Annotated in this window: 23 protein-coding genes and 1 pseudogene; 11 read left to right on the forward strand and 13 right to left on the reverse strand. The window is 69.5% G+C overall.

The window, feature by feature from the left end; all coding sequences use genetic code 11:
- Positions 1-153: 153 nt before the first annotated feature.
- The 3 genes from ACFW0G_RS03960 (at position 154) to ACFW0G_RS03970 (ending at position 3,425) form a co-directional block, all read left to right on the forward strand.
- Positions 154-1,899, forward strand: coding sequence for a glycosyl hydrolase family 18 protein (locus ACFW0G_RS03960; RefSeq protein WP_378323213.1), 1,746 nt, complete (start codon positions 154-156; stop codon positions 1,897-1,899).
- A gap of 84 nt (positions 1,900-1,983) precedes the next feature.
- Positions 1,984-2,532, forward strand: a complete 549-nt coding sequence (locus ACFW0G_RS03965) for a carboxymuconolactone decarboxylase family protein (RefSeq protein ID WP_378323215.1) — start codon at positions 1,984-1,986, stop codon at positions 2,530-2,532.
- 56 nt (positions 2,533-2,588) lie between these two features.
- Positions 2,589-3,425, forward strand: a complete 837-nt coding sequence (locus ACFW0G_RS03970; protein ID WP_378323216.1) for a dienelactone hydrolase family protein — start codon at positions 2,589-2,591, stop codon at positions 3,423-3,425.
- A 55-nt stretch (positions 3,426-3,480) separates the two neighbouring features.
- Here ACFW0G_RS03970 and ACFW0G_RS03975 read toward each other — a convergent pair whose 3' ends face one another.
- The 4 genes from ACFW0G_RS03975 to ACFW0G_RS03990 form a co-directional block, all read right to left on the reverse strand.
- Positions 3,481-5,112 carry a tannase/feruloyl esterase family alpha/beta hydrolase gene (locus tag ACFW0G_RS03975; protein ID WP_378323217.1) on the reverse strand — a complete coding sequence of 544 codons (1,632 nt, stop codon included), beginning with the start codon at positions 5,110-5,112 and terminating at the stop codon, positions 3,481-3,483.
- A gap of 184 nt (positions 5,113-5,296) precedes the next feature.
- The gene (locus ACFW0G_RS03980; RefSeq protein ID WP_378323218.1) at positions 5,297-5,734 is read right to left on the reverse strand and encodes a cupin; all 438 of its coding nucleotides are present in this window, start codon (positions 5,732-5,734) and stop codon (positions 5,297-5,299) included.
- A 44-nt stretch (positions 5,735-5,778) separates the two neighbouring features.
- Positions 5,779-6,231, reverse strand: a complete 453-nt coding sequence (locus ACFW0G_RS03985; protein WP_378323219.1) for a nuclear transport factor 2 family protein — start codon at positions 6,229-6,231, stop codon at positions 5,779-5,781.
- On the reverse strand, positions 6,231-6,662 hold the full coding sequence (locus ACFW0G_RS03990; RefSeq protein WP_378323220.1) for an organic hydroperoxide resistance protein: 432 nt from the start codon (positions 6,660-6,662) through the stop codon (positions 6,231-6,233). Before ACFW0G_RS03990 ends, ACFW0G_RS03985 begins: the two co-directional genes overlap by 1 nt.
- Before the next feature lie 146 nt (positions 6,663-6,808).
- Here ACFW0G_RS03990 and ACFW0G_RS03995 point away from each other — a divergent pair, with 146 nt between their 5' ends.
- Positions 6,809-7,126 (forward strand): LysE family translocator, encoded by a 318-nt coding sequence (locus ACFW0G_RS03995; RefSeq protein WP_378323431.1) that lies wholly within the window; start codon positions 6,809-6,811, stop codon positions 7,124-7,126.
- Positions 7,127-7,201: 75 nt separating this feature from the next.
- Here the strand turns inward: ACFW0G_RS03995 and ACFW0G_RS04000 are convergent, their stop codons facing one another.
- The 4 genes from ACFW0G_RS04000 to ACFW0G_RS04015 all read right to left on the reverse strand — a co-directional run bounded on the left by ACFW0G_RS04000 (position 7,202) and on the right by ACFW0G_RS04015 (position 11,004).
- Positions 7,202-7,783 (reverse strand): dihydrofolate reductase family protein, encoded by a 582-nt coding sequence (locus ACFW0G_RS04000; RefSeq protein ID WP_378323221.1) that lies wholly within the window; start codon positions 7,781-7,783, stop codon positions 7,202-7,204.
- A 65-nt stretch (positions 7,784-7,848) separates the two neighbouring features.
- A complete protein-coding gene (locus ACFW0G_RS04005; protein ID WP_378323432.1) occupies positions 7,849-8,670 on the reverse strand; it encodes an AraC family transcriptional regulator in 822 nt (273 codons plus the stop codon).
- Between the two features lie 112 nt (positions 8,671-8,782).
- Positions 8,783-9,358 (reverse strand): hypothetical protein, encoded by a 576-nt coding sequence (locus tag ACFW0G_RS04010; RefSeq protein WP_378323223.1) that lies wholly within the window; start codon positions 9,356-9,358, stop codon positions 8,783-8,785.
- A gap of 263 nt (positions 9,359-9,621) precedes the next feature.
- Entirely contained in the window at positions 9,622-11,004 is a 1,383-nt protein-coding gene (locus tag ACFW0G_RS04015; protein WP_378323224.1) for a KamA family radical SAM protein, read from the reverse strand.
- 141 nt (positions 11,005-11,145) lie between these two features.
- On the opposite strand from ACFW0G_RS04015, the gene ACFW0G_RS04020 reads away from it, so the two are divergent.
- The 4 genes from ACFW0G_RS04020 to ACFW0G_RS04035 are packed head-to-tail and all read left to right on the forward strand — an operon-like array spanning position 11,146 to position 15,981.
- Positions 11,146-12,750 (forward strand): amidohydrolase, encoded by a 1,605-nt coding sequence (locus ACFW0G_RS04020; protein WP_378323225.1) that lies wholly within the window; start codon positions 11,146-11,148, stop codon positions 12,748-12,750.
- An 11-nt stretch (positions 12,751-12,761) separates the two neighbouring features.
- A complete protein-coding gene (lnt, locus tag ACFW0G_RS04025; protein ID WP_378323226.1) occupies positions 12,762-14,426 on the forward strand; it encodes an apolipoprotein N-acyltransferase in 1,665 nt (554 codons plus the stop codon).
- Between the two features lie 24 nt (positions 14,427-14,450).
- Positions 14,451-15,218: a polyprenol monophosphomannose synthase gene (locus ACFW0G_RS04030; protein WP_378323227.1), complete on the forward strand. Its 768-nt coding sequence runs from the start codon at positions 14,451-14,453 to the stop codon at positions 15,216-15,218.
- A gap of 16 nt (positions 15,219-15,234) precedes the next feature.
- Positions 15,235-15,981: a class I SAM-dependent methyltransferase gene (locus ACFW0G_RS04035; protein ID WP_378323228.1), complete on the forward strand. Its 747-nt coding sequence runs from the start codon at positions 15,235-15,237 to the stop codon at positions 15,979-15,981.
- 34 nt (positions 15,982-16,015) lie between these two features.
- On the opposite strand, the gene ACFW0G_RS04040 is transcribed toward ACFW0G_RS04035, so the two are convergent.
- Together ACFW0G_RS04040 and ACFW0G_RS04045 are read right to left on the reverse strand one after the other, a co-directional pair.
- On the reverse strand, positions 16,016-16,909 hold the full coding sequence (locus ACFW0G_RS04040) for an NADP-dependent oxidoreductase (RefSeq protein WP_378323229.1): 894 nt from the start codon (positions 16,907-16,909) through the stop codon (positions 16,016-16,018).
- 66 nt (positions 16,910-16,975) lie between these two features.
- Entirely contained in the window at positions 16,976-18,073 is a 1,098-nt protein-coding gene (locus ACFW0G_RS04045; protein WP_378323230.1) for an FAD-dependent monooxygenase, read from the reverse strand.
- An 80-nt stretch (positions 18,074-18,153) separates the two neighbouring features.
- Between ACFW0G_RS04045 and ACFW0G_RS04050 the strand changes: the two are divergent.
- The 3 genes and pseudogenes from ACFW0G_RS04050 to ACFW0G_RS04060 form a co-directional block, all read left to right on the forward strand.
- A pseudogene (locus ACFW0G_RS04050) lies at positions 18,154-18,378 on the forward strand (TetR/AcrR family transcriptional regulator); the annotation flags it as partial.
- A gap of 76 nt (positions 18,379-18,454) precedes the next feature.
- Positions 18,455-18,805 (forward strand): VOC family protein, encoded by a 351-nt coding sequence (locus tag ACFW0G_RS04055; protein WP_378323231.1) that lies wholly within the window; start codon positions 18,455-18,457, stop codon positions 18,803-18,805.
- A 199-nt stretch (positions 18,806-19,004) separates the two neighbouring features.
- On the forward strand, positions 19,005-19,274 hold the full coding sequence (locus tag ACFW0G_RS04060) for a hypothetical protein (protein WP_378323232.1): 270 nt from the start codon (positions 19,005-19,007) through the stop codon (positions 19,272-19,274).
- 13 nt (positions 19,275-19,287) lie between these two features.
- On the opposite strand, the gene ACFW0G_RS04065 is transcribed toward ACFW0G_RS04060, so the two are convergent.
- The 3 genes from ACFW0G_RS04065 to ACFW0G_RS04075 all read right to left on the reverse strand — a co-directional run bounded on the left by ACFW0G_RS04065 (position 19,288) and on the right by ACFW0G_RS04075 (position 22,235).
- Entirely contained in the window at positions 19,288-20,607 is a 1,320-nt protein-coding gene (locus ACFW0G_RS04065) for a helix-turn-helix domain-containing protein (RefSeq protein ID WP_378323233.1), read from the reverse strand.
- Between the two features lie 385 nt (positions 20,608-20,992).
- Positions 20,993-21,337 (reverse strand): RNA polymerase-binding protein RbpA, encoded by a 345-nt coding sequence (locus tag ACFW0G_RS04070; RefSeq protein ID WP_345392636.1) that lies wholly within the window; start codon positions 21,335-21,337, stop codon positions 20,993-20,995.
- Positions 21,338-21,563: 226 nt separating this feature from the next.
- Entirely contained in the window at positions 21,564-22,235 is a 672-nt protein-coding gene (locus ACFW0G_RS04075) for a thymidine kinase (protein WP_378323433.1), read from the reverse strand.
- Positions 22,236-22,368 lie beyond the last annotated feature (133 nt).

Consider the following 22,368-nt stretch of genomic DNA (forward strand, 5'->3'; position numbering starts at 1 on the left):
GTGGTGAGGACCAGTGTGCCGCAGTGGTCCAGACCTTGACTTGATCAATGGTCTAGTCCAATCCTGGAGAACGCTTCCCGCCGTGCCTCGCCGCGGTACGGCTCCCCACAGCAATCCCGAGACAGCGATGTCCCGACTGCACTGGAGTGCAGAATGTCCCGACACAGACGCCTTCGCGCCCTGTTCACCTCCCTCGCCTCCGCGGTGCTCGCGGCCGGTGTCCTGCTCACCGGATCCGGCACCGCGCACGCCGCCACCCCGTTGCCCGCGCACGTGTTCGCCCCGTACTTCGAGGCATGGACCGGCGAAAGCCCCGCGAACCTGGCCCAGCAGTCCGGCGCCAAGCACCTGACGATGGCTTTCCTGCAGGCCGCCACCAAGGGCTCGTGCACCGTCTACTGGAACGGCGACACCGGGATGCCGGTCTCGCAGGCCACCTTCGGTGCCGACATCGCCACGATCCGGTCCCGCGGCGGCGACGTCATCCCGTCCTTCGGCGGCTACACGGCCACGCACAACGGCACCGAGATCGCCGACAGCTGCACCGACGTGGACCAGATCGCCGCCGCGTACGAGCAGGTCATCACGACCTACGACGTGCCGCGCCTCGACTTCGACATCGAGGACAACTCGCTGACCAACGCCGCCGGGATCGACCGGCGCAACAAGGCGATGAAGAAGGTCGAGGACTGGGCCGCCTCCACCGGTCGCTCGATCCAGTTCTCCTACACGCTGCCCACCACGACCTCGGGGCTGGCCGAAAACGGGCTCGCCGTGCTGCGCAACGCGGTCTCCAACGGCGCGCGGGTCGACGTGGTGAACATGATGACCTTCGACTACTACGACAACGCCACGCACAACATGGCCGAGGACACCAAGACCTCGGCGAACGGCCTGGTCTCCCAGCTGGGCGCGCTCTATCCGGGCAAGACGGAGCCGCAGCGCTGGGCGATGGTCGGGATCACCGAGATGATCGGCGTCGACGACTTCGGTCCCGGCGAGACGTTCACGACGGCCGACGCCACCACGGTCTACAACTGGGCGGTTTCGAAGGGCATCAACGAGCTGTCGTTCTGGGCGTTGCAGCGCGACAACGGCAACTGCCCCGGCGGATCCGCCGCGGACAACTGCTCGGGCATCGAGCAGCCGCTGTACTACTTCAGCAAGACGTTCGCACCCTTCACCGGCGGAAATCCGGTCCCCGGCAACGACTTCTCGGTGACTTCCAGCCCGGGAACCGGCTCGGTCGACCCCGGCGGCTCCCTCACCGCGTCGATCGCGACCGCCGTCACCGGCGGGAAGCCGCAGCAGGTCAGCCTCGCGGTCACCGGCGCGCCCTCGGGAGCCACGGTGACGATCAGCCCGTCCACGGTGACCGCGGGGGAAAGCGCGAAGCTGTCGATAGCCACGACCGCGGCTACTGCCTCAGGCAGCTACCTCCTGACGATCACCGGCACCGCCGCCTCCGGCAGTCACACCGCGACCTACACCCTGACCATCAACGGCGACACCCCGTCGGGCCCTGTCCTCAACGCCGGGTTCGAATCCGGCGCGCTGAGCCCGTGGACCGCCGTGGCGGGCGATTCGGTCGTGTCCTCGCCGGTGCACTCCGGTTCGCACGCCCTGCAGGCGGCGGCCACCGGTTCGTCCACCGGGGAGGCGAGCCAGAACCTCACCCTGGCGCCGAACCACGCGTACACGCTCAAGGCCTGGGTGCAGGGCAGTTTCGCCTATCTCGGTGTCCGCGGCGGCGCGACCGCCAGCTCGTGGACCTCGGCCACCGGCTGGACCCAGCTGTCGGTGCCGTTCACGACCGGCGCGTCCGGCGCGGTGACGGTGTACGTGCACGGCTGGTACGGCCAGGGCAACGTCTACGCGGACGACTTCACCATCACCTGAGCGCGGCATTCTGGAGGATGGCCCGCGGTGTGGTGATCCGGGAAGACTGAGCACGGCCGGATCACCACACCGCGAGGAGAACCCATGCCGCACATCCCCGTCGACGAGAACCTGCCCGGAATCGTCGGACTGCTCGCGTTCCGCCCCGAAACGGCCGCGCCGCTCAACCAGCTCGCCGAGGTGCTGCTGCGCGGGCCGAGCAGCCTGACGGTCGGGGACCGGGAGCTGATCGCCGCCGTCGTCTCCCGTGCCAACGAGTGTCAGTTCTGCTCCCGCAGTCACGCCGCGGTGGCCGCCGAAGCACTCGACGGCGGGATGCCCGTGGTGGACGCGGCGTGCCAGAACGTCGACCACGCCCCGGTGTCGCCGAAGATCCGCGCCTTGCTGAAGATCGCGCTCGCGACGCGGGAGAGCGGGCGCGCGGTGACCGGCGAACTGGTCGCGGCCGCGCGCGGCGAAGGGGCGACGGACATGGAAGTCCACGACACGGTCCTGATCGCCGCGGCGTTCTGCCTGTACAACCGCTACGTCGACGGGCTCGGCGCGGCCACCCCGGACAACGCCGAGCTGTACCGGCAAATGGGTATCCGGCTACTGGAGAACGGCTACCTCGGGACCGGCACCCGCCCCTGAACAAGGGACTCCGGTCAGTACCGTGGGCGGCAGCCCGTTGACCGGAAGGCGGCTCGATGACCGACCACGACCTCAGTGGCTTCTCGCGGGAGGACTTCACCCACGACGGCGTGACGCACGCCGTCCACCGGCGCGGGACCGGGCCCGCCGTGATCGTGATGTCCGAAGTCCCCGGCATCACGCCGAAGGTCGCCGAGTTCGCCGAGCGGGTCGCCGCGATCGGCTGCACCGTGGTCATGCCGGACCTGTTCGGGCGAGCCGGGCGGGACCCGAACCCGGCCGCCCACGGCTACGCGGCGATGCTCGCCTACGGGGTCGAGACGATGGCCAAAGTGTGTGTCAGCAAGGAATTCACCCTGCTGGCGACCGGCCGCTCCTCCCGGGTGGTGACCTGGCTGCGGGCGCTGGCCGCCCGCGAACACGAACGTTGTGGCGGGCCCGGCGTCGGCGCCGTCGGGATGTGCCTGACCGGCGGATTCGCGCTGGCGATGGCGGTCGACGACCGGTTGCTCGCGCCGGTGCTTTCGCAGCCGTCGCTGCCGTTGGCGATCGGCCGCCGGCGCGCGGGCACGATCGACATCTCGGCCGCGGACCTCGCCGTGGTGAAGGACCGTTGTGCCCGCGAGGGGCTGCAGGTGCTCGGAATGCGTTTCCGCGGCGACAAGTTCGTACCCGAGGCACGATTCGGGTTCCTGCGCCGGGAACTGGGCGACGCGTTCGTAGCCGTCGAGCTGGACGACGAGGACGCCAACCCGGAAGGTGTGCTCCCGCCGCACTCCGTACTCACCGAGCACCTCGTCGACAGCCCCGGCACCCCGACCCGGATCGCGCTCGATCAAGTGCTGGACCTGTTCCGCACCAAGCTGCTCGGACCGGTCGACGAGCACGCGTGACCAACGCCCGTGGCCGTCCGTGCCGGGAACACGGACGGCCACGGGAGGACGAGGCTCAGTGCCCGGTGCAGCGGTAGCTCGACGCCGCCGCGGGGTCACCGTGCCCGGTATAGCGTGAGACCTGCGGGTACGGGCAGAGGTTTCGCGTCGCGGAGCCGTCGGTGGTGGCCGCCGCGAGGGTGGCCGGTGCCTTGCCGTGCTCGACCCAGTCCACCAGCGTCCCCAGCGGATCGGTCGGCCGCGGCCCGGCGCCACCGCCACAGTGTTCGACGCCAGGGGCGAGGAACAGGCGGTAGAAGTCGTTCACGCGGTCGGCGCCGCCCATCCGCCGCTCCACCTGCCGCCGGTACTGCAGGGTGCCGCCCGGCGGGATCAGCTGGTCGGCGGTGCCGACGTAGGTGAGTAGCTTGCCCCCGGCCCGGCGGAACGCGGACAGGTCGGGGTCCGCGGTGCCGATCGTGCTGTCGTACTCCCTCGCCGACTGGCGGAACAGCTCGGTGAACTGGTCGTAGGTGATCGTCGCGGTGTCGAACTCCGGCTGCTTCTTCAGGAAGCTCTGCACCCATTTGACGGCGACGGGAAACCCGGGCGCGGACAGGGTGCCGTCCGGTGCGGCCTGGGTACCGGCCAGCCAGGTGAAGTCCGCGCCCTTCGGCAGGCCCGCCCACAGCTTCCGGCCGTGGCCATCGGCCGGTCCCGCCCAGATCTTGCGCACGACGTCAGCGTCCGCGGCCGTCACAGTGATTTCCTTGCCCTCACAGGGAATTCGGGAGCCCACGAGGGAGCGGGGATCGTAACCGCACTCGTCGGGGCGGTCGATGACGCCGTTGGTGACTCCGTCGTTCGGGTCGCAGGCCTTGATCGCGGCCTTTCGGAAGGCGTCGAGCACACAGTTGGCGACGAAGTGGTGGTCGTTGTTCATCACGACCTTCGGCCACAGGGTCGCGACCGCGAACCGCGTCCAGTCGACCGCCGGAGCGTTGGCCAGGACGCCGTCGAAGTCGCTCGCGTAGTTCTGGGCCTCGGCGTAGCCCTGACGTCCGCCGGTCGAGCAGCCGTTCCAGTACGCGTACGAGACGGCCCGGTGGTAGAACTTCCGGGTCACGTCCTTGCCGATCACGGCCGATTCGTGCACCGAACGGGTCGCGAAGTTCGTCAGCAACGGCTGGTCGACCGTGCCATCCGCCTTGAGTGCCCAGCGGGTGTCGAGCGGGTCGGAGGACACCCCGGCGTCGGTGGTCACGCCCGCGTAGCCGTCCTTGACCGCCTGGACCAGGGGCGCGCCGAAGTCCCCGGCGGCGTAAGCGCTTCCACCGACCGCCTGCAGCCGGCCCGTCCAGCCGGTTTCCGGCAGGGTGACCGCGATCCTGACGTGGTCGTTCGCTCCGGAATGACCGAGGATGACCGTGATCTCGCAGTACGCCGGGACGTCGGTGACCGACGTGGCAGGGCTCAGCGGGGTGGCCGGGAACGAGACGGTGCCGCCATGGTGACGGACCGCTCGCACCGTCTCGATCCTCGCCCCGGCCGGAGCGGTGACCGGGAGCGCCGTACAGCTGGACGTCGTCGCTTCGGCCGCCCGGACCACGGACTCCGTGGCGGTGGGCTGCGGTGTCGCGCTCGTCGTGAGCGGGACCAGCACGGCGAGCGGCACCGCGGCCGTCAGCAGTTTCGTTACGAGGCTCATCAGCTTCCTCTTCGGGATGTCCGCACGGGAACCCGGCTTTCGGTGGTAGGTGTCGGCAGGCCGTCGTACTCGACGAAGTAGCTCGCCAAGCCAGTGATGAAAACGGCGTAGTGGCGGGTTTTTCCCTCGTCCGGAATGGACCGTGACGTCCGGTCACCGGGGGACGAATGCTCTTCCACGGCGGTCACTCGAACGAACAGCCGGGATTCGGGACGTCCACGGCCAGTGGTTGCCCGACGGGGTTCCGGTAGAGCACTTCGAGCACGACCGGGGTCTCCCCGAGGTTACGTCCGATGTGGACGTAACCGGGCCCGCTCTGTTCGGCGATGACCGCTCCGGCGTGATAGACACCGTCGCTCGCACAGGTGGAGTCGTGGTGACTCAGCACGCCCTGCTTGACGACGCCGCGCACCGGGCCTGGGTGGAAATGCCAGCCCGTACTGCCGCCCGGCGCCAGCGTGATCTCCTTCAGTACGTACTCGGTGCCGTCGGCCACACGGTCGAAGATCGTGACCGCGGTGACGCCTCTGCCGGGTGTCGCGTGCGCGGCCCCTGGCAGCACGGCGAGGGACAGGCCCGCGGCCGCTGTCGCGGCGACCACGAAGCGACAAGCCTTGTGCATCGGATGGGTCCTTTCGGTGAACCGTCCTTTCCGGACGGTCGGAGCTAGCGTGGCGCGGCGGCCGAGCGCAGATGGCGGCTGACGTCGCCGACGAGGGTGATGCGGACGTTCCGCTCGACGAACCGCCATCGCCCGTCGTCGCGGGCGAACCGGTCGTGGTACCGGCCGCCGGCGACGGGTTGGAAGGGCAGCTCGGGCAGTGCCTGGAACACGGTGACGTAGGAACGTGCGGTCGCTGTGCCCGCCTCTTCGTCGACCTCGATCGCGAGATTGGTGGTGACGTGGTGGGTCTTCGGCGTGCCGTCGGCGTAGACGATCAGCGTGTCGCGGAACATCTTTTCGATCGCTTCGCGTCCGCTCACCGGCTCACCGCTGCCGGTGAAGGTGGCGTCGGCCAGCAGGACGCCGAGCCCCGCGAAATCGCCGTCGTCCACGAGTTCGGCGTACCGGGCGATCAGGTTCTCGATGGCTCGGCAGCTCGGCCCTGGACCGGCCATCACGCGACGGTGGCGTCGAGGGTGACCTCGATATTGCCCCGGGTCGCCTTCGAGTACGGGCACACCTGGTGCGCGCCGTGAGTCAGTTCGTCGGCGGTGGCCTGGTCGATGCCCGAGGCCTCGAGGTGCAGCACCGCGCTGAGCTTGAATTCTCCCGCGTCGGTGTCGTGGTGCAGCGTGACCTCCGCGACGACAGCCAGGTCCTGCAGCTTGACCTTCTTCACGCTCGCCACCCGGCGCACGGCGCCGACGAAGCAGGACGCCCAGCCCGCGGCGAACAGCTGCTCCGGGTTCGTGCCCCCACCCGCGCCGCCGAGCGCCTTGGGCACGGCGAGCCCGATGTCGAGCACCCCGTCGTCGGAGGTGGCGCGGCCCCCGTTGCGGCCCTCGGCGGTGGAAGTGGCGACAGCGGTATAGGTGACTTCAGACATGGGCTTTCCTTCTCGTTCCCGGTTTCCTGCGTGCCGGACACACGCTAGGAACCAGGGGAAAGCCGCGGCGACCGTCGGATGACGTCACCCGGGTACGTCATCGTCCTGTCCAGCCTGGGGCGCTGCCGGCGGACCGGCCCGGGAAGCTGTTCACGATGGGCCTGGTCACCAACCTGCTCAACCCCAAGATCGCCATCATGTACGTCTCGCTGCTGCCCCAGTTCGTGGTCCCGGCGCAGGGCAGCGTCGCGGCGCAGAGCTTGACGCTCGGCCTGGTCCAGATCACCATCGCGATCACCGTGAACGGCCTGATCGCGATGTCCGCGGGCTCGATCGCCCGGTTCCTCGGCGACCGGCCCGGCTGGCTGAAGGCCCAGCGCTACGTGATGGGCATGGTGCTCGGCGTGCTGGCGGTGCGGATCGCCGCGGACCGGTCCCGCGCGGTCGTCACCGCCACACCATGATGGGCCCCAAGGCCTGGTGGCAACCGGGGAGTGCCTTACGCCGGGGTGTCTGGCCGACGTGCCCGCCCAGGTCGGTCAACGGCGCACCCGATGGCGCAGGTGAAGCACCCGGTTGCCCTGAATCACCACGTCGGGATCCTCCAGCAGGTGCTGCGCGTGGACCGATCCGAAGTAGCGCTTGCCGGACCCGAACACGACGGGTACGACGTCCATGCGCACCTCGTCGACAAGGCCCGCGGCGAGCACCTGGCCACCGACGTCGCCGGCGGCGACCTCGACCAGCCGGTCGCCCGCGAGTTCCTGCGCCTTGACCACGGCTGCCTCGATGCCGTCGACGAAGTGAAACGGCGCCTCGGGGTCCCAGCCCTCAGGCTCCGGCCGGTGCGTCACGACGACCACGTGGTCGATCCCGCTCGGAGGCTTCCCGTCCCAGCCGTCCGTGATGTCGAAGACGTGGCGGCCGGCGATGGTCACCCCGATCTGGTCCCAGTACGGCCGGGTGTAGTCGTAGGACCTCCGCGATACCTTGAGCGCTCCGCTCTCGTCCAAGGGGACGTCACCGCTGGACAACCAGTCGAACAGCGGTCCGGGCTGGTCGTTCTCGTCCGCGATGAAGCCGTCCACCGACACCGAGCCGTACATGACCACCTTGCCCACGGGGCTCTCCTCTGCTTCGGGGCCCCCCAAATTAACGTGTCGTGAGCTGTCGCTCTTGTAAGAAATCAATCGGCGGGCAGCGGCCAGCCTGCCAGCACGTGGCCGGGATGTTCGCGCAGGAACCGCCGCCGGATTTCGAGGTACCGGGTCGGCGTGAGCCCGGTGAACTCCCGGAACTCGTGGCCGAAGTGGGCCTGGTCGAAGTAGCCGGCCCCACTGGCGAGGTCGCTCCAGTCGATCGGTCCGGCGGGGTCGATCGCGAACACGGTGGCGGTGAGGCGGTAGGTGCGGGCCAGCCGCTTCGGCGTGACGCCGATGAGCTGCTTGAACCGCTGTGCCAGATGGGTGCTGCTGACACCGGCTGCCACGCTCAGGTCGCCGATCGCCATCGCCCCGCTGGTCGCCGCGAGGACGCTGCTCGTGTGGCGGACCAGCCCCAGGCCGGCGGTCTCGCCCAGCCGTCGCATCAGCTCTTCCTCGAGCAGCGTCAGCATCTCGTGCGGTCCGTCCGCCGTGGCCAGCCGGTCTCGCAGCTCGGCAACGGCGGGCCGGCCCCAGACCTGCTCCACCGTCACCGGCCGGTCGCACATTTCGGCCGCGGGCATCGGCAGGAACGGCGCCGCCCCCCACGGCTTGAAGTGCACGCCGACGGAGCGAGTCCGGGGTGGGTAGCCGAACTCCACCGCGCGGGTGGGCATGGTGACCACGCAGCCGTCGGCGTACTCGGCCGTCGCGATGCCGGTGCCGGCGCGGATGCGGAACGGCGCCCCGAGGTTGACAATGAGCAACGCCGCGGGCATCGGCGGCAGCGTCAGCCGGGCGTACGGTGGGGTGCCCTCCAGGTAGTAGATGTCGTCGATCAGCCCGTCCAGCGGCGGTCGCGGCACTCTGGACACGTACTCCACGCCCACAGCATCGCCGACGCCCCGCCGGTGTCACGCGCCGGGCTCGAGTCAGCTGGTTGATAGGCGTGGTGGAGGCCGCTGCGGTGCAGCTTCGTCAGTTGGTCTGCGTGTTGGTCAGGTGCACGCCGATGTAACCGATGTAGACACACGGCGTGCTTGGGTGACCGTCGTAGACGTACATTCTGGGGCTGCGCATACCGATCCTCGCGAGCTTGAAATGCGAGGTCATCGCGATCCGTCCGGACGGATCGACGTCCTCCGGCACCGGGAACACCCGGTCCTCCCCGTACGCGTTCATGGTGGCCCTGGTTTCCGAGCGGCCCCACTTTTTCTTGCCGATCGCGCGGTAGCCGGAAGGCGGGTTCGTGAGGTACTGGTCGAGTCCGCCGTTCCAGTCACCGGATTTCCGCGCGGTGACATAGTCTTTGAGACACAGCACGGATTCCCACGCGGTCCGCAGGGCGGCGTTATTGGTGTCGATCTGGTTGAGCTTGGCGACTTCCGCCGGGTCTCCGGTCAGGTCACGTACTCGGCAGGACCTCGGCGGCGATGTCCTCCGTGGATTGATTGCGATCCGTTTGATCGGATGGCGTCCGGACGACGGCACGGCGATCGCTGTGGCGAGCCGCCCGCGATTGCATACACGCGCCACCCGGACGGCTGTGTTCACTCCGATTCGCTGTCGGATTCGCTGTCGGATAACTGCCGCCAGTGGACCGGGTTGGCACTGGTGGACTGGCGGCAAACGCTGTGACACTTCGACAGGTGCCTGACCAGCGGTATATCCGCTGGTCAGGCACCGCTTTGCGGTCTTCTTCCACCGCGCGGTTCGCCCGTGGCATGGCAGGGATCCCGTGACGGTTAGCCGCAGCTCGCGGATCCCTCGCCCGGCCGCGGGCAAGCGGTCGGGATCATGTGCTCGGGTCAGCGGGACTACTGGTCGGTCCACCACTTTTGCCCGGCCGCCGGCAGCGTCTGGATCGGGTCGTAGTAGGGGTAACGACGTCGCAAGGCCTCCGGGTCCTCGTGTTCGATGCCGGTCCGGTAGTTCTTGGTCCAGTAGGAAATGCCCAGCTCGCGGTCGTACTCGGCGAGCTGATGGACCCAGCGCTTTCCGACGTAAGGCACGTCGCAGACGATCCGCGGGGTGGCGTAGCCGGGGAGGTAGCCCATGATCGCGTGCTGCAGTTCCTGAGCCTCCCAGACCGCGACGCGCCAGTGCTCCGCGTTCGGGATCATGTCGCACATGTAGAAGTAGTACGGCAGGATGTTCGCCTCGCCCTGCAAGGCGAAGCACAGGTCGAGCAGTTCGGCGGGTGTCGCGTTGACCCCGCGCATCAGCACGCCCTGGTTGCGCACGTCCCGCACCCCGACGTCGAGCGCGGTGCGTGAGGCCTCGGCCACCAGCGGGGTCACCGACTGGGCGTGGTTGACGTGCGTGTGGATGGCGAGGTTGACGCCGCGCCGCCGCGCGGTTACCGCGACTCGCTGCAGGCCCTCGACGACCTTCGGCTGGATCCAGTGCTGCGGCAGCGCGGCCAGTGCCTTGGTCGCGAGCCGGATGTCCCGCACGGTCTCGATGTCCAGCAGCCGCATCAGGAACGACTCCAGCTGCGGCCACGGCACGTTGGCCACGTCGCCGCCGGACACGACCACGTCCCGCACGCCGGGGGTCTTCTTGAGGTAGTCGATCATCGCGTCCTGGCGGTCGACCGGTTTGAGCGCGAGCTTGTGCTTTTCGATCTGCTCGGTGGAGTTGCCGACCAGGTCCATCCGGGTGCAGTGTCCGCAGTACTGCGGACAGGTGGAGATCATCTCGGCGAGCACCTTGGTCGGGTAGCGGTGGGTCAGCCCCTCCACGACCCACATCTCCGCCTCGTGCAGCGAGTCCCGCTCGGAATGCGGGTGGCTCGGCCACGTCGTGTCACGGTCGCTGCGGACCGGCATCATGTACCGCCGGATCGGGTCGGCGTAGAAGGCCTCGGTCACCTCCGCCGGGTCGGTCCCCGCGGCCGGCGCCATCGTGTTGATCATCTGCGGCGGCAGCAACATCGACATCGTGGCCATCTCGCGCTGGTCTTCGAGCAGATCCTCGTAGAAGCGCTCGTCCAGCAGGTCACCCATCAGGGCGCGCAGCTGCTTGACGTTGCGGACGCAGTGCACGCGCTGCCACTGCGCGTCACGCCATTGGGCCTCGGTGACGTCCCGCCAACCGGGGAAGCGTCGCCAATCGGGTTCCACCAGCTCGGCGCGGGCGTACTCGTAGGGCTGGTCAAAGGCGGCGGCTGGCGTCACAGGTTCCTGGATCGCAGTCACTTGTACTCCTAGTCGTCGGGAACGCGTAAAAATATCCTGTCATAACGTTCTCACACCGTAAATATTCTCGCAGATCTCGGAGTGTCACACCTGGTGATCCCCGCTGCGGAGCGGTCCACCCGACCGGGCACACTCGGGGACGTGACGAACGACAGGACGACGCTTCTGCTCGGCGGGCGCGTCTACTCCCCGGCCTCCCCGGACGCCACCGCGATGGCGGTCACCGGCGGCACGATCGTGTGGATCGGCCAGGACGCCCCGGCCCGCGCACTGCATCCGGACGCCGAGGTGATCGACCTCGGCGGCGCGTTCGTCGCACCCGCCTTCGTCGACGCCCACGTGCACGCCACCTCGGCCGGGCTGCACCTGGCCGGCCTCGACCTCACCACCATCCGCGACGCGGGCGAGATGCTCGCCGCCGTCCGCGCCGCCGCGATCCCGGGCCGGGTGCTGCTGGCGCACGGCTGGGACGAGTCCACTTGGACCAGCCCGCGGCTGCCGAGCCGCGCGGAACTCGACGAAGTCGCCGGCGACGTCGCGGTCTACCTGAGCCGGGTCGACGTCCACTCCGCGCTGGTGTCCAGCGCACTGCTCGCGCTGGCTCCCGAGGCCCGTGAAGCCGACGGCTGGTCGGCCGACGGCCCGCTGACCCGCGCCGCCCACCACCACGTCCGCCATGCCGCGCGTGCCGCGATCGGCCCGGCCCAGCGGGAGCAGGCCCAGCGCGCGTTCCTCGCCGACGCGGCCGCACGGGGCGTCGTCAGCGTCCACGAATGCGGCGGGCCGGACATCTCCGGCCGCGAGGACTTCGCCACGCTGCTCGCGCTCGCCACCGAACCCCGGCTGCCCGAGGTCGTTGGTTACTGGGGCGAGACCGACGTCGAAGCCGCCCGCGCACTCGGCGCCCGCGGCGCGGCGGGAGACCTGTTCGTCGACGGCGCGCTCGGTTCCCGCACCGCCGCGCTGCGCGCCCCCTACCACGACCGGCCCGCGGAATCCGGCGCGCTCTACCTGGACGCCCAAGCCATCGGCGACCATCTGGCCGCCTGCACCGAAGCCGGGCTGCAGGCCGGCTTCCACGTCATCGGCGACGCCGCGGTGACCGAGGTGATCGAGGGCTTCCGGCTGGCGGAGAAGCAGGTCGGCCAGCGCGCTCTCGCCGCGCGTCACCACCGCCTGGAACACCTCGAGATGGTCGACGCCGGTCAGGCCCGCGCGCTGGCGGGCTGGGGTGTCGTCGCGTCGACGCAGCCGCTGTTCGACGCCACGTGGGGCGGTGACCACGGCATGTACGCGGAACGTCTCGGCGAACGCGCGACCGGGCTGAACCCGTTCGCCGCGCTCGCCGCCGAAGGCGTCCTGCTCGCCTTCGGCTCCGACGCCCCGGTGACCCCGCTCGACCCGTGGGCCGCGGTCCGCGCTGCCGTCTACCACCACACCCCGGGTTCGGGACTGTCACCGCGGGCCGCGTTCACCGCGCACACCCGGGCCGGGCACCGCGCAGCGGGCGTCAACGACGGAGTCACCGGCAGCCTCGTCGCGGGGGCGCCTGCGCACTACGCCGTGTGGGACGCGACGGACCTCGTCGTCGCCACCCCGGACAGCCGCGTCCAGCGCTGGACCACCGATCCGCGCGCCGGGGTGCCGCCGCTGCCGAGGCTCGACGAGGACGCGTCGCTGCCCCGGTGCCTGCGTACCGTGCGCGGGGGAGAGGTCATCTACGACGACTTCACCTCCACCACGTAGAGTTACCTCCCGTGGTAGCGACCGCTGCGGACACCGAGCCCGAGGTGCCCGCCGAACCCGTCCGGCGACGCCGGATCTCGCGCGCCTGGCTGCTGCGCCTCGCCGCCGCGGCGGCCTCGGGTTTCGTGTTCTACCTGAGCTTCGCACCGCGTCCGCTGTGGTGGCTGGCGCCGCTCGCGTTCGCCGGATTCGGCCTCGTCCTGCACGGACGCCGGTTCCGCGGCGGGTTCGGCTACGGCTTCGTCTTCGGGCTCGCGTTCTTCCTGCCGCTGCTGACCTGGCTGCTCGACTTCCTCGGCCCGGACTTCGGACCGTGGCCGTGGCTCGGCCTCTGCCTGGCGCTGTCCGTCTACTTCGGACTCGCGGGCTGGCTCGTCACCGTGGTGTCCCGGCTGCCGCTCGCTCCACTGTGGTCCGCGCTGGTGTTCGTCGCGCTGGAAACCCCGCGCACCTGGTTCCCGCTCGGCGGATTCCCGTGGGGCCGGGTCGCGTTCAGCCAGCCCGAGGGTGTCTTCCTGCCGCTGGCCTCGATCGGCGGCGCCCCGCTCGTCGGACTCGCCGTCTGCCTCACCGGTTTCTCCCTCGCCGCTCTCCTGGTTCGCCTCAAGTCTCTGAAGTCCACCTTGAGGGCGTTGAAGTCCCTGAAGGTGGCCTTCAGAGACCGTCGAGCCATCGGGACGGCCGTGCTGACGGTGGTCCCGATCGTGGCCGGGCTGGCGCTGTGGCCCACGATCGGGACCAGCGCGCAGGACGGCGAGCGCACCGTCGCCGCCGTCCAGGGCAACGCTCCCGACATCGGGCTCGCCCTCCAGGGGCAACGAACCCTGTTGCGGGACAATCACCTCGCCGAGAGCGAGCGGCTGCTCGACGACATCAACCACAAGCGAGTGCCGCGGCCTGATCTGGTGATCTGGCCTGAGAGCGCGACCACCGTGGTCGGGCCGGACCCACAGCTCGACCAGTTGGTCGCGAGCTTCGGCGTTCCCGCGCTCGTCGGCGCGCTGTATCGCCTGCCCGATGGGCACTCACAGAACTCGGTGATCGCGTGGGATCCCAAGAACGGGCCAGGCCAGCGCTACTCGAAGCAGCAGCTCGTTCCGTTCGGCGAATACGTTCCAGCGCGCAAGATCGCCGAGGTGGTCACACCGTTCATCGACGCGGAGACCGTCGACATGGTCCCGGGCACCGGCGCGAACCCCGCGCTGAGCGTCGCGCAGACCAAGGTCGGGGTGTTCGTCTGCTACGAGACCGCGTTCGACTACCCGGCCAGGGAATCCGTGGCCGCAGGTGCCGAGTTGCTGGTCGTGCCGACGAACAACGCCTGGTACGGGCCGGGGGAGATGAGTTACCAGCAGCTGGCGATGTCGCGGCTGCGGGCGGTCGAACACAGCCGCGCGGTGGTGGTCTCGGCGGTCAGCGGGGTCAGCGCGATCATCGCCCCTGACGGGTCGGTGACCAGTTCGACCGGGCTTTTCACGGCAGAATCGCTGGTCGGGCGCGTCCCGTTACGGACGCAGACTACGCTGTCGGATCGACTCGGTGCGTGGACGGAGTACGGACTGCTGGCACTGGCGATCGCCGGGGTCGCCGGCGGGTTCGTGCTCCGCTTTCGTGTTCGAGGTGCACAGCGCGCCCGGCGCGCGCAGCGCACGGGTACAGGGGAAGCGGCGGGCTGATCCCGCGGATTCGGAGGAAGACGGATGGCGCAGGCGCCGCGGGGGGCCCAGGGAATCGAACCGGTGCTGGTGGTGATCCCGACGTACAACGAACGGGAGAACCTCAGGCCGATCGTCGAACGCCTGAACAAGGCGCTCCCTGACGTCCACGCGCTGATCGTCGACGACGGCAGCCCCGACGGCACCGGCGATCTCGCCGACGAGCTGGCGAAGGCCGACGAGCGGGTGCACGTCATGCACCGGACGGAGAAGGCGGGCCTCGGCGCCGCCTACATCGCCGGGTTCCGGTGGGGGCTGGCCCGCGACTACGTCACCATCGTGGAGATGGACGCCGACGGCTCGCACGCGCCGGAGGACCTGCCGCGGCTGCTGGACGCGCTGGGGGACACGGACCTGTCGATCGGCTCGCGGTACGTGCCCGGCGGCAGCGTCGTGAACTGGCCCAAGCGGCGGGAAATCCTGTCGCGGGGCGCGAACCTCTACTCGCGGATCGCGCTGGGCGTGCGGGTCAACGACATCACCGCCGGGTTCCGCGCCTACCGCCGCCAGGTGCTCGAGAAGCTGGCGCTCGACGAGGTCGCCTCACACGGCTACTGCTTCCAGATCGACCTGACACTGCGCACGGTCGAAGCCGGGTTCGAGATCGTCGAGGTGCCGATCACGTTCACCGAGCGCGAGATCGGCGAGTCGAAGATGAGCGGCTCGATCATCCAGGAAGCGTTCCTCCGCGTCGGAACGTGGGGCCTGAAGCGGCGGTGGAAACAGGTGCGCCGCCTGCTCAAGCTCGGCTGAGGCGATCGCGCGCCGGATGCCTGACGCGATCTTCGCCGATCCTCGCCTCGCGCTCGTCTACGACGCTTTCGACGGAGACCGCGACGACCTGGCGGCGTACCTAGACATAGCCGGCGAGCTGGGCGCTACCAGGGTGCTCGACGTCGGCTGCGGCACGGGCTGCCTGGCGATCCTGCTCGCCGCGAGCGGCCGGAGCGTCGTCGGCGTCGATCCCGCGGAGGCGTCGCTCGCCGTCGCGAAGGCCAAGGACGGCGCCGCCGGAGTCACCTGGTCGCACGGGGATGCCACGACAACCGGCGCCGTCGACGCCGACCTCGCCGTGATGACGGGAAACGTGGCCCAGGTCTTCCTCACCGATGACGACTGGATGCGCACGCTTCGAGGTGTTCGCGATGCGTTGCGTCCGCAGGGTCACCTCGTGTTCGAGACCCGGCGGCCCGAGCGTCGTGCCTGGGAGGACTGGGCCGCCGACCCGGCTCGGCTCACGCTCGACGTACCGGGGATCGGCCCGGTGGAGCAGCGTCGTGAGGTCACCGACGTGAGCCTGCCGCTGGTGTCTTTCCGCTACACGTACCGGTTTCTGTCGGACGGCGCGGTCGTCACCTCGGACTCGACCCTCCGGTTTCGTGGCCGGGACGAGGTGGCGGCGAGCCTGGCCGCGCAGGGGTATCGCGTACTGGACGTGCGTGACGCTCCCGACCGCCCGGGACGTGAATTCGTCTTCGTCGCCGAACGGTCGCCCGGCCACTGGCGAAACCCTTGATCAGCCGGGCGACCCGGGTACGTCGGTCGCCGGCTCAGATAACCATGACCCGGCGCCCGCGCGTGTGCCCGGCCTGGCTGTCGGCATGCGCCACCGCGGCGTCGGCGAGCGGGTAGGACTTCTCGACCGGGATGTGGAGCTTTCCCCGCGCGATAAGGTCGACGGCCTTGGCCAGCGCGTCCGGCACGCTCGCGGCCACGCCGGAGAACCGGACACCGAGCTCCGGCGCGCCGAGATCGGCGATGGAGACCACCTTCCGCGGATCCCCGGTCAGCTCGACGAGCTCGCGAATCACGCCCGAGCCTGCCAGGTCGAGGGCCGCGTCGACCTGACCCAGCTGCCGCACCCGTTCGACCCAGCCCTCGCCGTAGGTCGTGGCGAGGGCGCCGAGACCGCGAAGGTAGTCCTGGTTCGCGGCACCGGCCGTGCCGATCACCGTGATGCCGCGCTCGCGGGCGATCTGCAGGACCGCCGATCCGACGCCCCCGGACGCGCCGCTGACCAGCAGCGTCTGTCCGGATTGGACACCGGTCTCGCGGATGATGCGCAGCGCGGTCTCCACCACCGAGGGATATCCGGCCGCCTCCTCGAATGTCAGTCCCTCGGGCATGCGGGCCCAGGCCGACAACACGGCGAATTCGGCGTAGGTACTGGATCCTTCGCCGAACACGTGGTCACCGATCTCGATCCCTTCGACGCCCTCGCCGACTTCGTCCACCACCCCGGCGGCGTCGAGCCCGACACCGGAGGGCAGTTCGGTCGGGTGCGCACCGAGGACCTGGCCTTCCCGGACTCGCCAGTCGACGGGGTTCACCCCTGCCGCCCGGACCGCGATGCGTACCCGACCTGGGCCCGCGTGCGGCTCCTCGGCGTCCAGGAGCTGCAGGACTTCGGGGCCGCCGAACTCGGCGAAGATGACTTTCTTCATGCTGTTCTCCTCAACAAGCTCACGGATGAGCGTGTGTTGTCGCTGGTCGACGTGGTGTGGCCGGCTTCAGGTGGCGGGTGCGGTGGTGAGCATCCAGTGGCTGAAGGCGGCGTAGCGCTCGGCTGACTCGGCGGCGCCGTCGGCGTTTTCGACCGCCGCGGAATGCTCGTGCACTTTCTCGAACCGGGCGCGGCGAGCGCTCTCATAGCGGGCGAGGGCCTTTGCGATGTCGGACCCGTCGGCCAATTCGGCGCGCAGCACGCCGGCGTCCTCGATGCCGAGGGTGCCGCCCGCCGCGATGTGCGGGGACAGGCCGTGCGCGGCATCGCCGATCAGCGCGACCCGGTCCGTGGTCCAGCGTGACAACTCGGGGACGCGCATGATCTGGTTCTCGAGGATCGACTCCTCCGGGGTGGCGGCGATCATCTCCAGCAGCTCGTCGTGCCAGCCGGACCCGGCCACGTGGCGGGCTCGCCGCAGGGCCCGTTCCCGTTTGCTGCCAACGAGTTCACCAGCGTCGAACTGGGCGATCCACCACATGGTCCGGTCGTGCGAGACGCGGGTATATCCACCGCGGGTCCGTGCGGGGCCGATGGTGACCATCGTGCCCTCGGGCCGCTCGTCGCCGACGGGCAGCACCGCCCGCCAGGCGTAGTTGCCGGCGTGCTCGACCGCCGCGCTGCCGGGCACCAGGGCGGCGCGTACGTCGGAGTACACCCCGTCCGCGCCGATCAGCAGATCCGCCCGCAGCGGCGCACCGTCGGCGAGATGCACCTCCACGTGTGTGCCGTGTTCGGTGAACCCGGTGACATGTGTTGCCAGCCGGATCCGGTCGCGGCCGACGGTGTCGGCGAGCAGGGTGTTCAGTTCCGGCCGCGGCACCATCAGGAACAGGTAGGTGGCCGCGTCGTAGCCGGTCGCGCGTATAGGGCGCCCGGCCGGGTCGTAGAACCACGCGTCGACGGGCTTGCCCATGCGGCGCACGTCGTCGCCGATGCCGAGGGTGTCGAACTCCCGCAGCGCGTTGGGCCACAGGCCGATACCGGCCCCGGCGGCTCGTACCTGCGGCGCGTGTTCCAGGACGGTGACCTCGTGCCCGATCAGCCGCAGGGAGGCCGCGGTGGTCAGTCCGACCAAACCCGCCCCGACGATCACCGTGTGCATTGTTCGTTCCCTTCGTTCTGCATACGGCCGAACGTAGCACTAGCGGTTAGGGTTTACCAACAGGTAGGTTTTTGTGTCTGATAGTGTCAACGCATGACCGCTTCGCCTCCAAAGAGGCCCTGGTGTTCGAACAGGACGAAGACTTCGAGCAAGGCCTCACCCGGGCGGTCACCGGACGGGCGCCGCACGAGCCGCTCATCCCCGCGCTGCGCCGCCAGATCCACGCGACACCCGCCCTGCAGGAATACGAGGGTTCGATGAGGCTGCGTCGCGCCGAGTCGCTTGCCGCGGCCATCGCCGACGATATGGTCGAGGCGGCCTGGGAAGCCGCCTGAGGCCGGAGCGGTCGTCAGGCCGCGTGCGGTGGGCTAGGTTCGAGCCATGCTCACTGGCCTGCACGCGATCGTGTTCAGCCCGGCCGCGGAAAAAGTACGCGCGTTCTTCGGAGACACTCTCGGCCTCGACTCGGTCGACGCCGGCGGCGGCTGGCCGATCTTCGCGATGCCGCCCGCCGAGCTGGCGGTGCACCCGGCAGGCGAAGGCGAGGCGCACCACGAGCTGTTCCTGATGTGCGATGACATCGCCCGGACTCTGGACGAACTGCGTCACAAGGGCGTCGAGATCGTCGACGAGGTCCGCGACGCCGGCTGGGGACAGCTCGCCACGATCCGCCTCCCCGACGGCAGCACTCTGCCGATCTACGAACCGCGGCACCCGTCGCCACGCGCTTGACGCGGGGAGCAATCCCTTACGCGAGTGAGGGAACGGCTCAGCCCTTCAAGTCTACGAAAAGTGAGCAATTCGTCACCGTGAGGTGATGTTGCTGTGCCGTTGACTGATCGCGCCGAATCGCTCTGGCGTGTCCCACGGCGCACCCCGTCAACTGGTGTCGCGCGAGCGAAAGGCGCCGCGCGGACCGGGAGGTACGGGAATGTTCGGCAGGGTAGTGGCGGCAACGGTGCTCGCGGCGGGCGCGCTGGTGGCCACGGCATCGGGTGCGTCGGCCAGTCCAGTGAGCACGGTGAACACCCAGGGTTTCGGCGCGTGCATGGACTACGCGGTGGGCCAGCACGACATCGAACCATGGCTCGCGCACGACGCCTGCGACGCCGACTCCTTCGAGGAATGTTACTGGATCTTCCGCAAGCAGTACGTGCCCGCGGTGATCGCGGGGACGGCCTGCCGGATCGCGGACAACTAGATGGGCACCCGGGTCACCCGAGTACGTGACTGCGGACGGCGAGATGACGCAGGCCGGGCAGCGCCGGCTGGTTGCGGTGGTGCATCAGGTCGCTGATCAGGCCTCGGGCGGCCGAGCGCGTGTGCACCTCGCCCGGCGCCCGGCGCTCCGCCGCGAGCAGGGTCCGGTACGCCTGCTCGGGCTTGTCCCACTGCGCGAACGCGAGCGCGACGTCGACGAGGAAGCGGCCGTGCCGCTCGGCACTCGGGAAGTCCGCGGGCCGGGCGGCACGCGCGTACTGGAGGGCGGTCCCGGCGTCGCCGAGCAGGTAGGCGGCTGACACCCGGTGGCTGATGATGTTCGCGTTGAGAACCTGCTGACGGGCCGGGTACCCGCTCAGGCGAGTGGCCGTCGCGGCGGCTTCGTCCAGCAGGCTCATGGCGCGGTCACGATCCCCGGCGCGCGCGGCGGCGTACCCGGCGGAGCACATCAGAACGCCATGTAGCGACAGGTGTTCCGGGGTGGTCGTGTCGAGCTGCTCGGCCGCGGACAGGACGAGGGCCTGCGCCCGCTCGTGATGCCCCGCCCTCCGGAACACCGAGCCCATCAGGCGCTGCGCCTCGGCGAGCGTGAGCGGGTCACCGGCCTGCAGCGCGACCCGCAGCGCGCGATCGGCGCTGATCCACTCGAGACCGCTGGCCCGCAGCTTGAGCAGGGCACGGGTGACGAGGTTGTACACCTGCGCCAGCGCGATCCGGCTCGCGGCCGCGGCAGCCTCGGCGGCGGCTTCGGCGTTGCTGACCAGCTGTGGCAGCTGCGTGCCCAGCGACAGGTAACGGCTCGCGTGGAAGTCGTCCTTCGCCGTGGTGAGCGCGGCCGGCAGGGGGAGCGGGAGTGGAGTGAGCGCCGACTGGGCAGGGCCGACCAGCACGTTCTCCAGACGGGCGTAGAGCATCGCGGCCGGGTCGGGCTCGGGCTGCGCGGCGGCGGATGGGGTGGCAAGGGAGGTACTGGCCAGTCCGGCGGCGACCAGAAACGCGCGACGTCGCACTTGAACGTCCTCCTCTCCCGGCTGGGCTTGGCGCCCGACAGCTCCGGTGGTGGGTGGGTGTCGGGCGGGCACACGGTCGGGCGGGGCAGGGTTCAGCCCGAAGGCCTCGGGCGGCAGATCGAGGACGTCGGCGAACCGTCGCAACACGGCGACGTCGCGCAGCGGACGACGCCCGCTTTCGAAACGTGAGATGGTGCTGGCCGCGCAGCCGAACCGCTGACCCAGCTCGCTCTGGCTCCACCCGGCTTCATGGCGGGCACAGCGCACCACGGCCGCGTGATCCCCACAGCGGATCGCCGACATCAAGGCAGGCGAAAGCTGACCCGGCATCACGAACCCCGCTTCGTGCGCTCATCAAAAGACCCAGGGTATCCGAACGACGACCAAAAGTGAGAATGTTTGCCGAACTGGAACACCGGTCTGCGGATCTGGCACAAGCACTGGCCGGAGGGCGTGCACGGTTCTTACCTTCGAGAGTACCGGGCCCGGCGCGAAGGAGGCCTCGCCTTCAACCGGACCGGCCGGCCGACAGGGGCACCCCGCAAACAATGTCCTCGAAGTCCCTGCCGGCCGGGTCCAAGCGCATCCCCGGACGTACCCGGCGGCCCCGAGGATGGCGAAAGGCCCCCGTGGGGGGAGGTCACGGGGGCCTTTCAATCTGTGGTGGGAGCAGCTACAAGCCGAATCCTCAGGCGGAGCGGGTCCGACGTCCCTTGAGTTCGGCGAGACGTTCGTTCAGCAGCTCCTCGAGCTCAGGGATCGAGCGCCGCTCAAGGAGCATGTCCCAGTGGGTACGCGGTGGCTTGACCTTCTTTTGCTCAGGCTGCCCGCCGTCGACGATCTCGGACTCGCTGCCGTGCAGCCTGCACTCCCACACCGTCGGGATCTCGGCGTCGTCGGAGAACGGCACCTCGAACTCGTGGTTCTTCGGGCAGGCGTAGCGCACGGTGCGCCGCGGGGCGAGATCGTGATTGCGGTCGGTCTCGTAGCTGACCGCTCCCAGCCGGCTTCCACGGAGAACACGGTCGGCCATGATGGGGGTCCTTTCCAGTCAGCTCCGGGTGGAGCCAGGGTGGTGCTCACCCTATGCAACGACCGAGGCGCCCGGAGGATTCCCGGTACACCATGTCGTTGCTCACGATGAGCTGTGTCACCCGACGGCAACAGCTTCCTCTAGTAGGAGCGGTTTCGCGCTCTGGCGTGACGTGAATACGGCCTCTTAGTGCGGATATCCCCCGGATGGGCTACTCACGCTCTGCTCAAGTCAACCGTAACTGGCCGTGTTGAGCCGCCGTGGGCCCCAGATCACCCTGTCGGTAGTGGCGACGGCACAGTACCTGATAACGCACAGTATCCGGATCGGCCTCGAAACGTACTGATGCTGAAGATTCAACTACGGATTGTTCGGTATCGGCCACGACAACAGTGTCCCCCTCACGGACTACCTCCCCGTTCTGGACCCGCGCGTTGAACCGCCCCGGCAGCCCACACCAGCACAGCACCTCGACCTGCACCGGCTGCAGCTCGTCCGCCAGTTCGAACAGCCGAGCGGCCCCGGGGAACAGCCTGCTCCGGAAGTCCGTCGCGATCCCGAAGCAGTAGACATCGAGCTGGACGTCGTCGGCGAGCTCGGCCAGCTGGTCGACCTGGGCGGGGGAGAGGAACTGGGCCTCGTCCACGATCACGTAGTCCACGTGCTGCCCGCGCGCCCACTCCTGCCGCACCAGCTCACGCACGTCCGTGGCCGTCCCGACCTCCACCGCCCGCCGCGTGATCCCGATCCGGCTGGTGATCTGCGGCTCGCCGGACCGGTCGTGCCGCACCAGGACCAGGCCACGGCGCCCCTGCCGGGCATGGTTGTGGTCGATCTGCAAAGCCAGCGTCGACTTCCCGCAATCCATCGGGCCGTAGCAGAACTTCAGCCTGCCCACCGGAGGAGCTCCCCGCCGCGACCCTGCCGCGGGAACCGAGGACAACGCGTCCGTCGGATCACCGTCCACTCCGCTACCGGCGGAAACCGGGCCGTCACGCCCGCTGTCTTTCACGAAAGTCACGACGGTCGAG

The sequence above is a fragment of the Amycolatopsis sp. NPDC058986 genome (genome assembly GCF_042741125.1).
In the GTDB taxonomy this organism is placed as follows: Bacteria; Actinomycetota; Actinomycetes; order Mycobacteriales; family Pseudonocardiaceae; genus Amycolatopsis.

Bases quoted from the DNA above. Each gene is read 5' to 3' on its own strand.
- ACFW0G_RS03960 (WP_378323213.1), top strand. From the start codon at position 154: ATGTCCCGACACAGACGCCTTCGCGCCCTGTTCACCTCCCTCGCCTCC.
- ACFW0G_RS03965 (WP_378323215.1), top strand. From the start codon at position 1,984: ATGCCGCACATCCCCGTCGACGAGAACCTGCCCGGAATCGTCGGACTG.
- ACFW0G_RS03970 (WP_378323216.1), top strand. From the start codon at position 2,589: ATGACCGACCACGACCTCAGTGGCTTCTCGCGGGAGGACTTCACCCAC.
- ACFW0G_RS03975 (WP_378323217.1), bottom strand. From the start codon at position 5,112: ATGAGCCTCGTAACGAAACTGCTGACGGCCGCGGTGCCGCTCGCCGTG.
- ACFW0G_RS03980 (WP_378323218.1), bottom strand. From the start codon at position 5,734: ATGCACAAGGCTTGTCGCTTCGTGGTCGCCGCGACAGCGGCCGCGGGC.
- ACFW0G_RS03985 (WP_378323219.1), bottom strand. From the start codon at position 6,231: ATGGCCGGTCCAGGGCCGAGCTGCCGAGCCATCGAGAACCTGATCGCC.
- ACFW0G_RS03990 (WP_378323220.1), bottom strand. From the start codon at position 6,662: ATGTCTGAAGTCACCTATACCGCTGTCGCCACTTCCACCGCCGAGGGC.
- ACFW0G_RS04030 (WP_378323227.1), top strand. From the start codon at position 14,451: ATGGCGCAGGCGCCGCGGGGGGCCCAGGGAATCGAACCGGTGCTGGTG.
- ACFW0G_RS04035 (WP_378323228.1), top strand. From the start codon at position 15,235: ATGCCTGACGCGATCTTCGCCGATCCTCGCCTCGCGCTCGTCTACGAC.
- ACFW0G_RS04040 (WP_378323229.1), bottom strand. From the start codon at position 16,909: ATGAAGAAAGTCATCTTCGCCGAGTTCGGCGGCCCCGAAGTCCTGCAG.
- ACFW0G_RS04045 (WP_378323230.1), bottom strand. From the start codon at position 18,073: ATGCACACGGTGATCGTCGGGGCGGGTTTGGTCGGACTGACCACCGCG.
- ACFW0G_RS04055 (WP_378323231.1), top strand. From the start codon at position 18,455: ATGCTCACTGGCCTGCACGCGATCGTGTTCAGCCCGGCCGCGGAAAAA.
- ACFW0G_RS04060 (WP_378323232.1), top strand. From the start codon at position 19,005: ATGTTCGGCAGGGTAGTGGCGGCAACGGTGCTCGCGGCGGGCGCGCTG.
- ACFW0G_RS04065 (WP_378323233.1), bottom strand. From the start codon at position 20,607: ATGTCGGCGATCCGCTGTGGGGATCACGCGGCCGTGGTGCGCTGTGCC.
- ACFW0G_RS04070 (WP_345392636.1), bottom strand. From the start codon at position 21,337: ATGGCCGACCGTGTTCTCCGTGGAAGCCGGCTGGGAGCGGTCAGCTAC.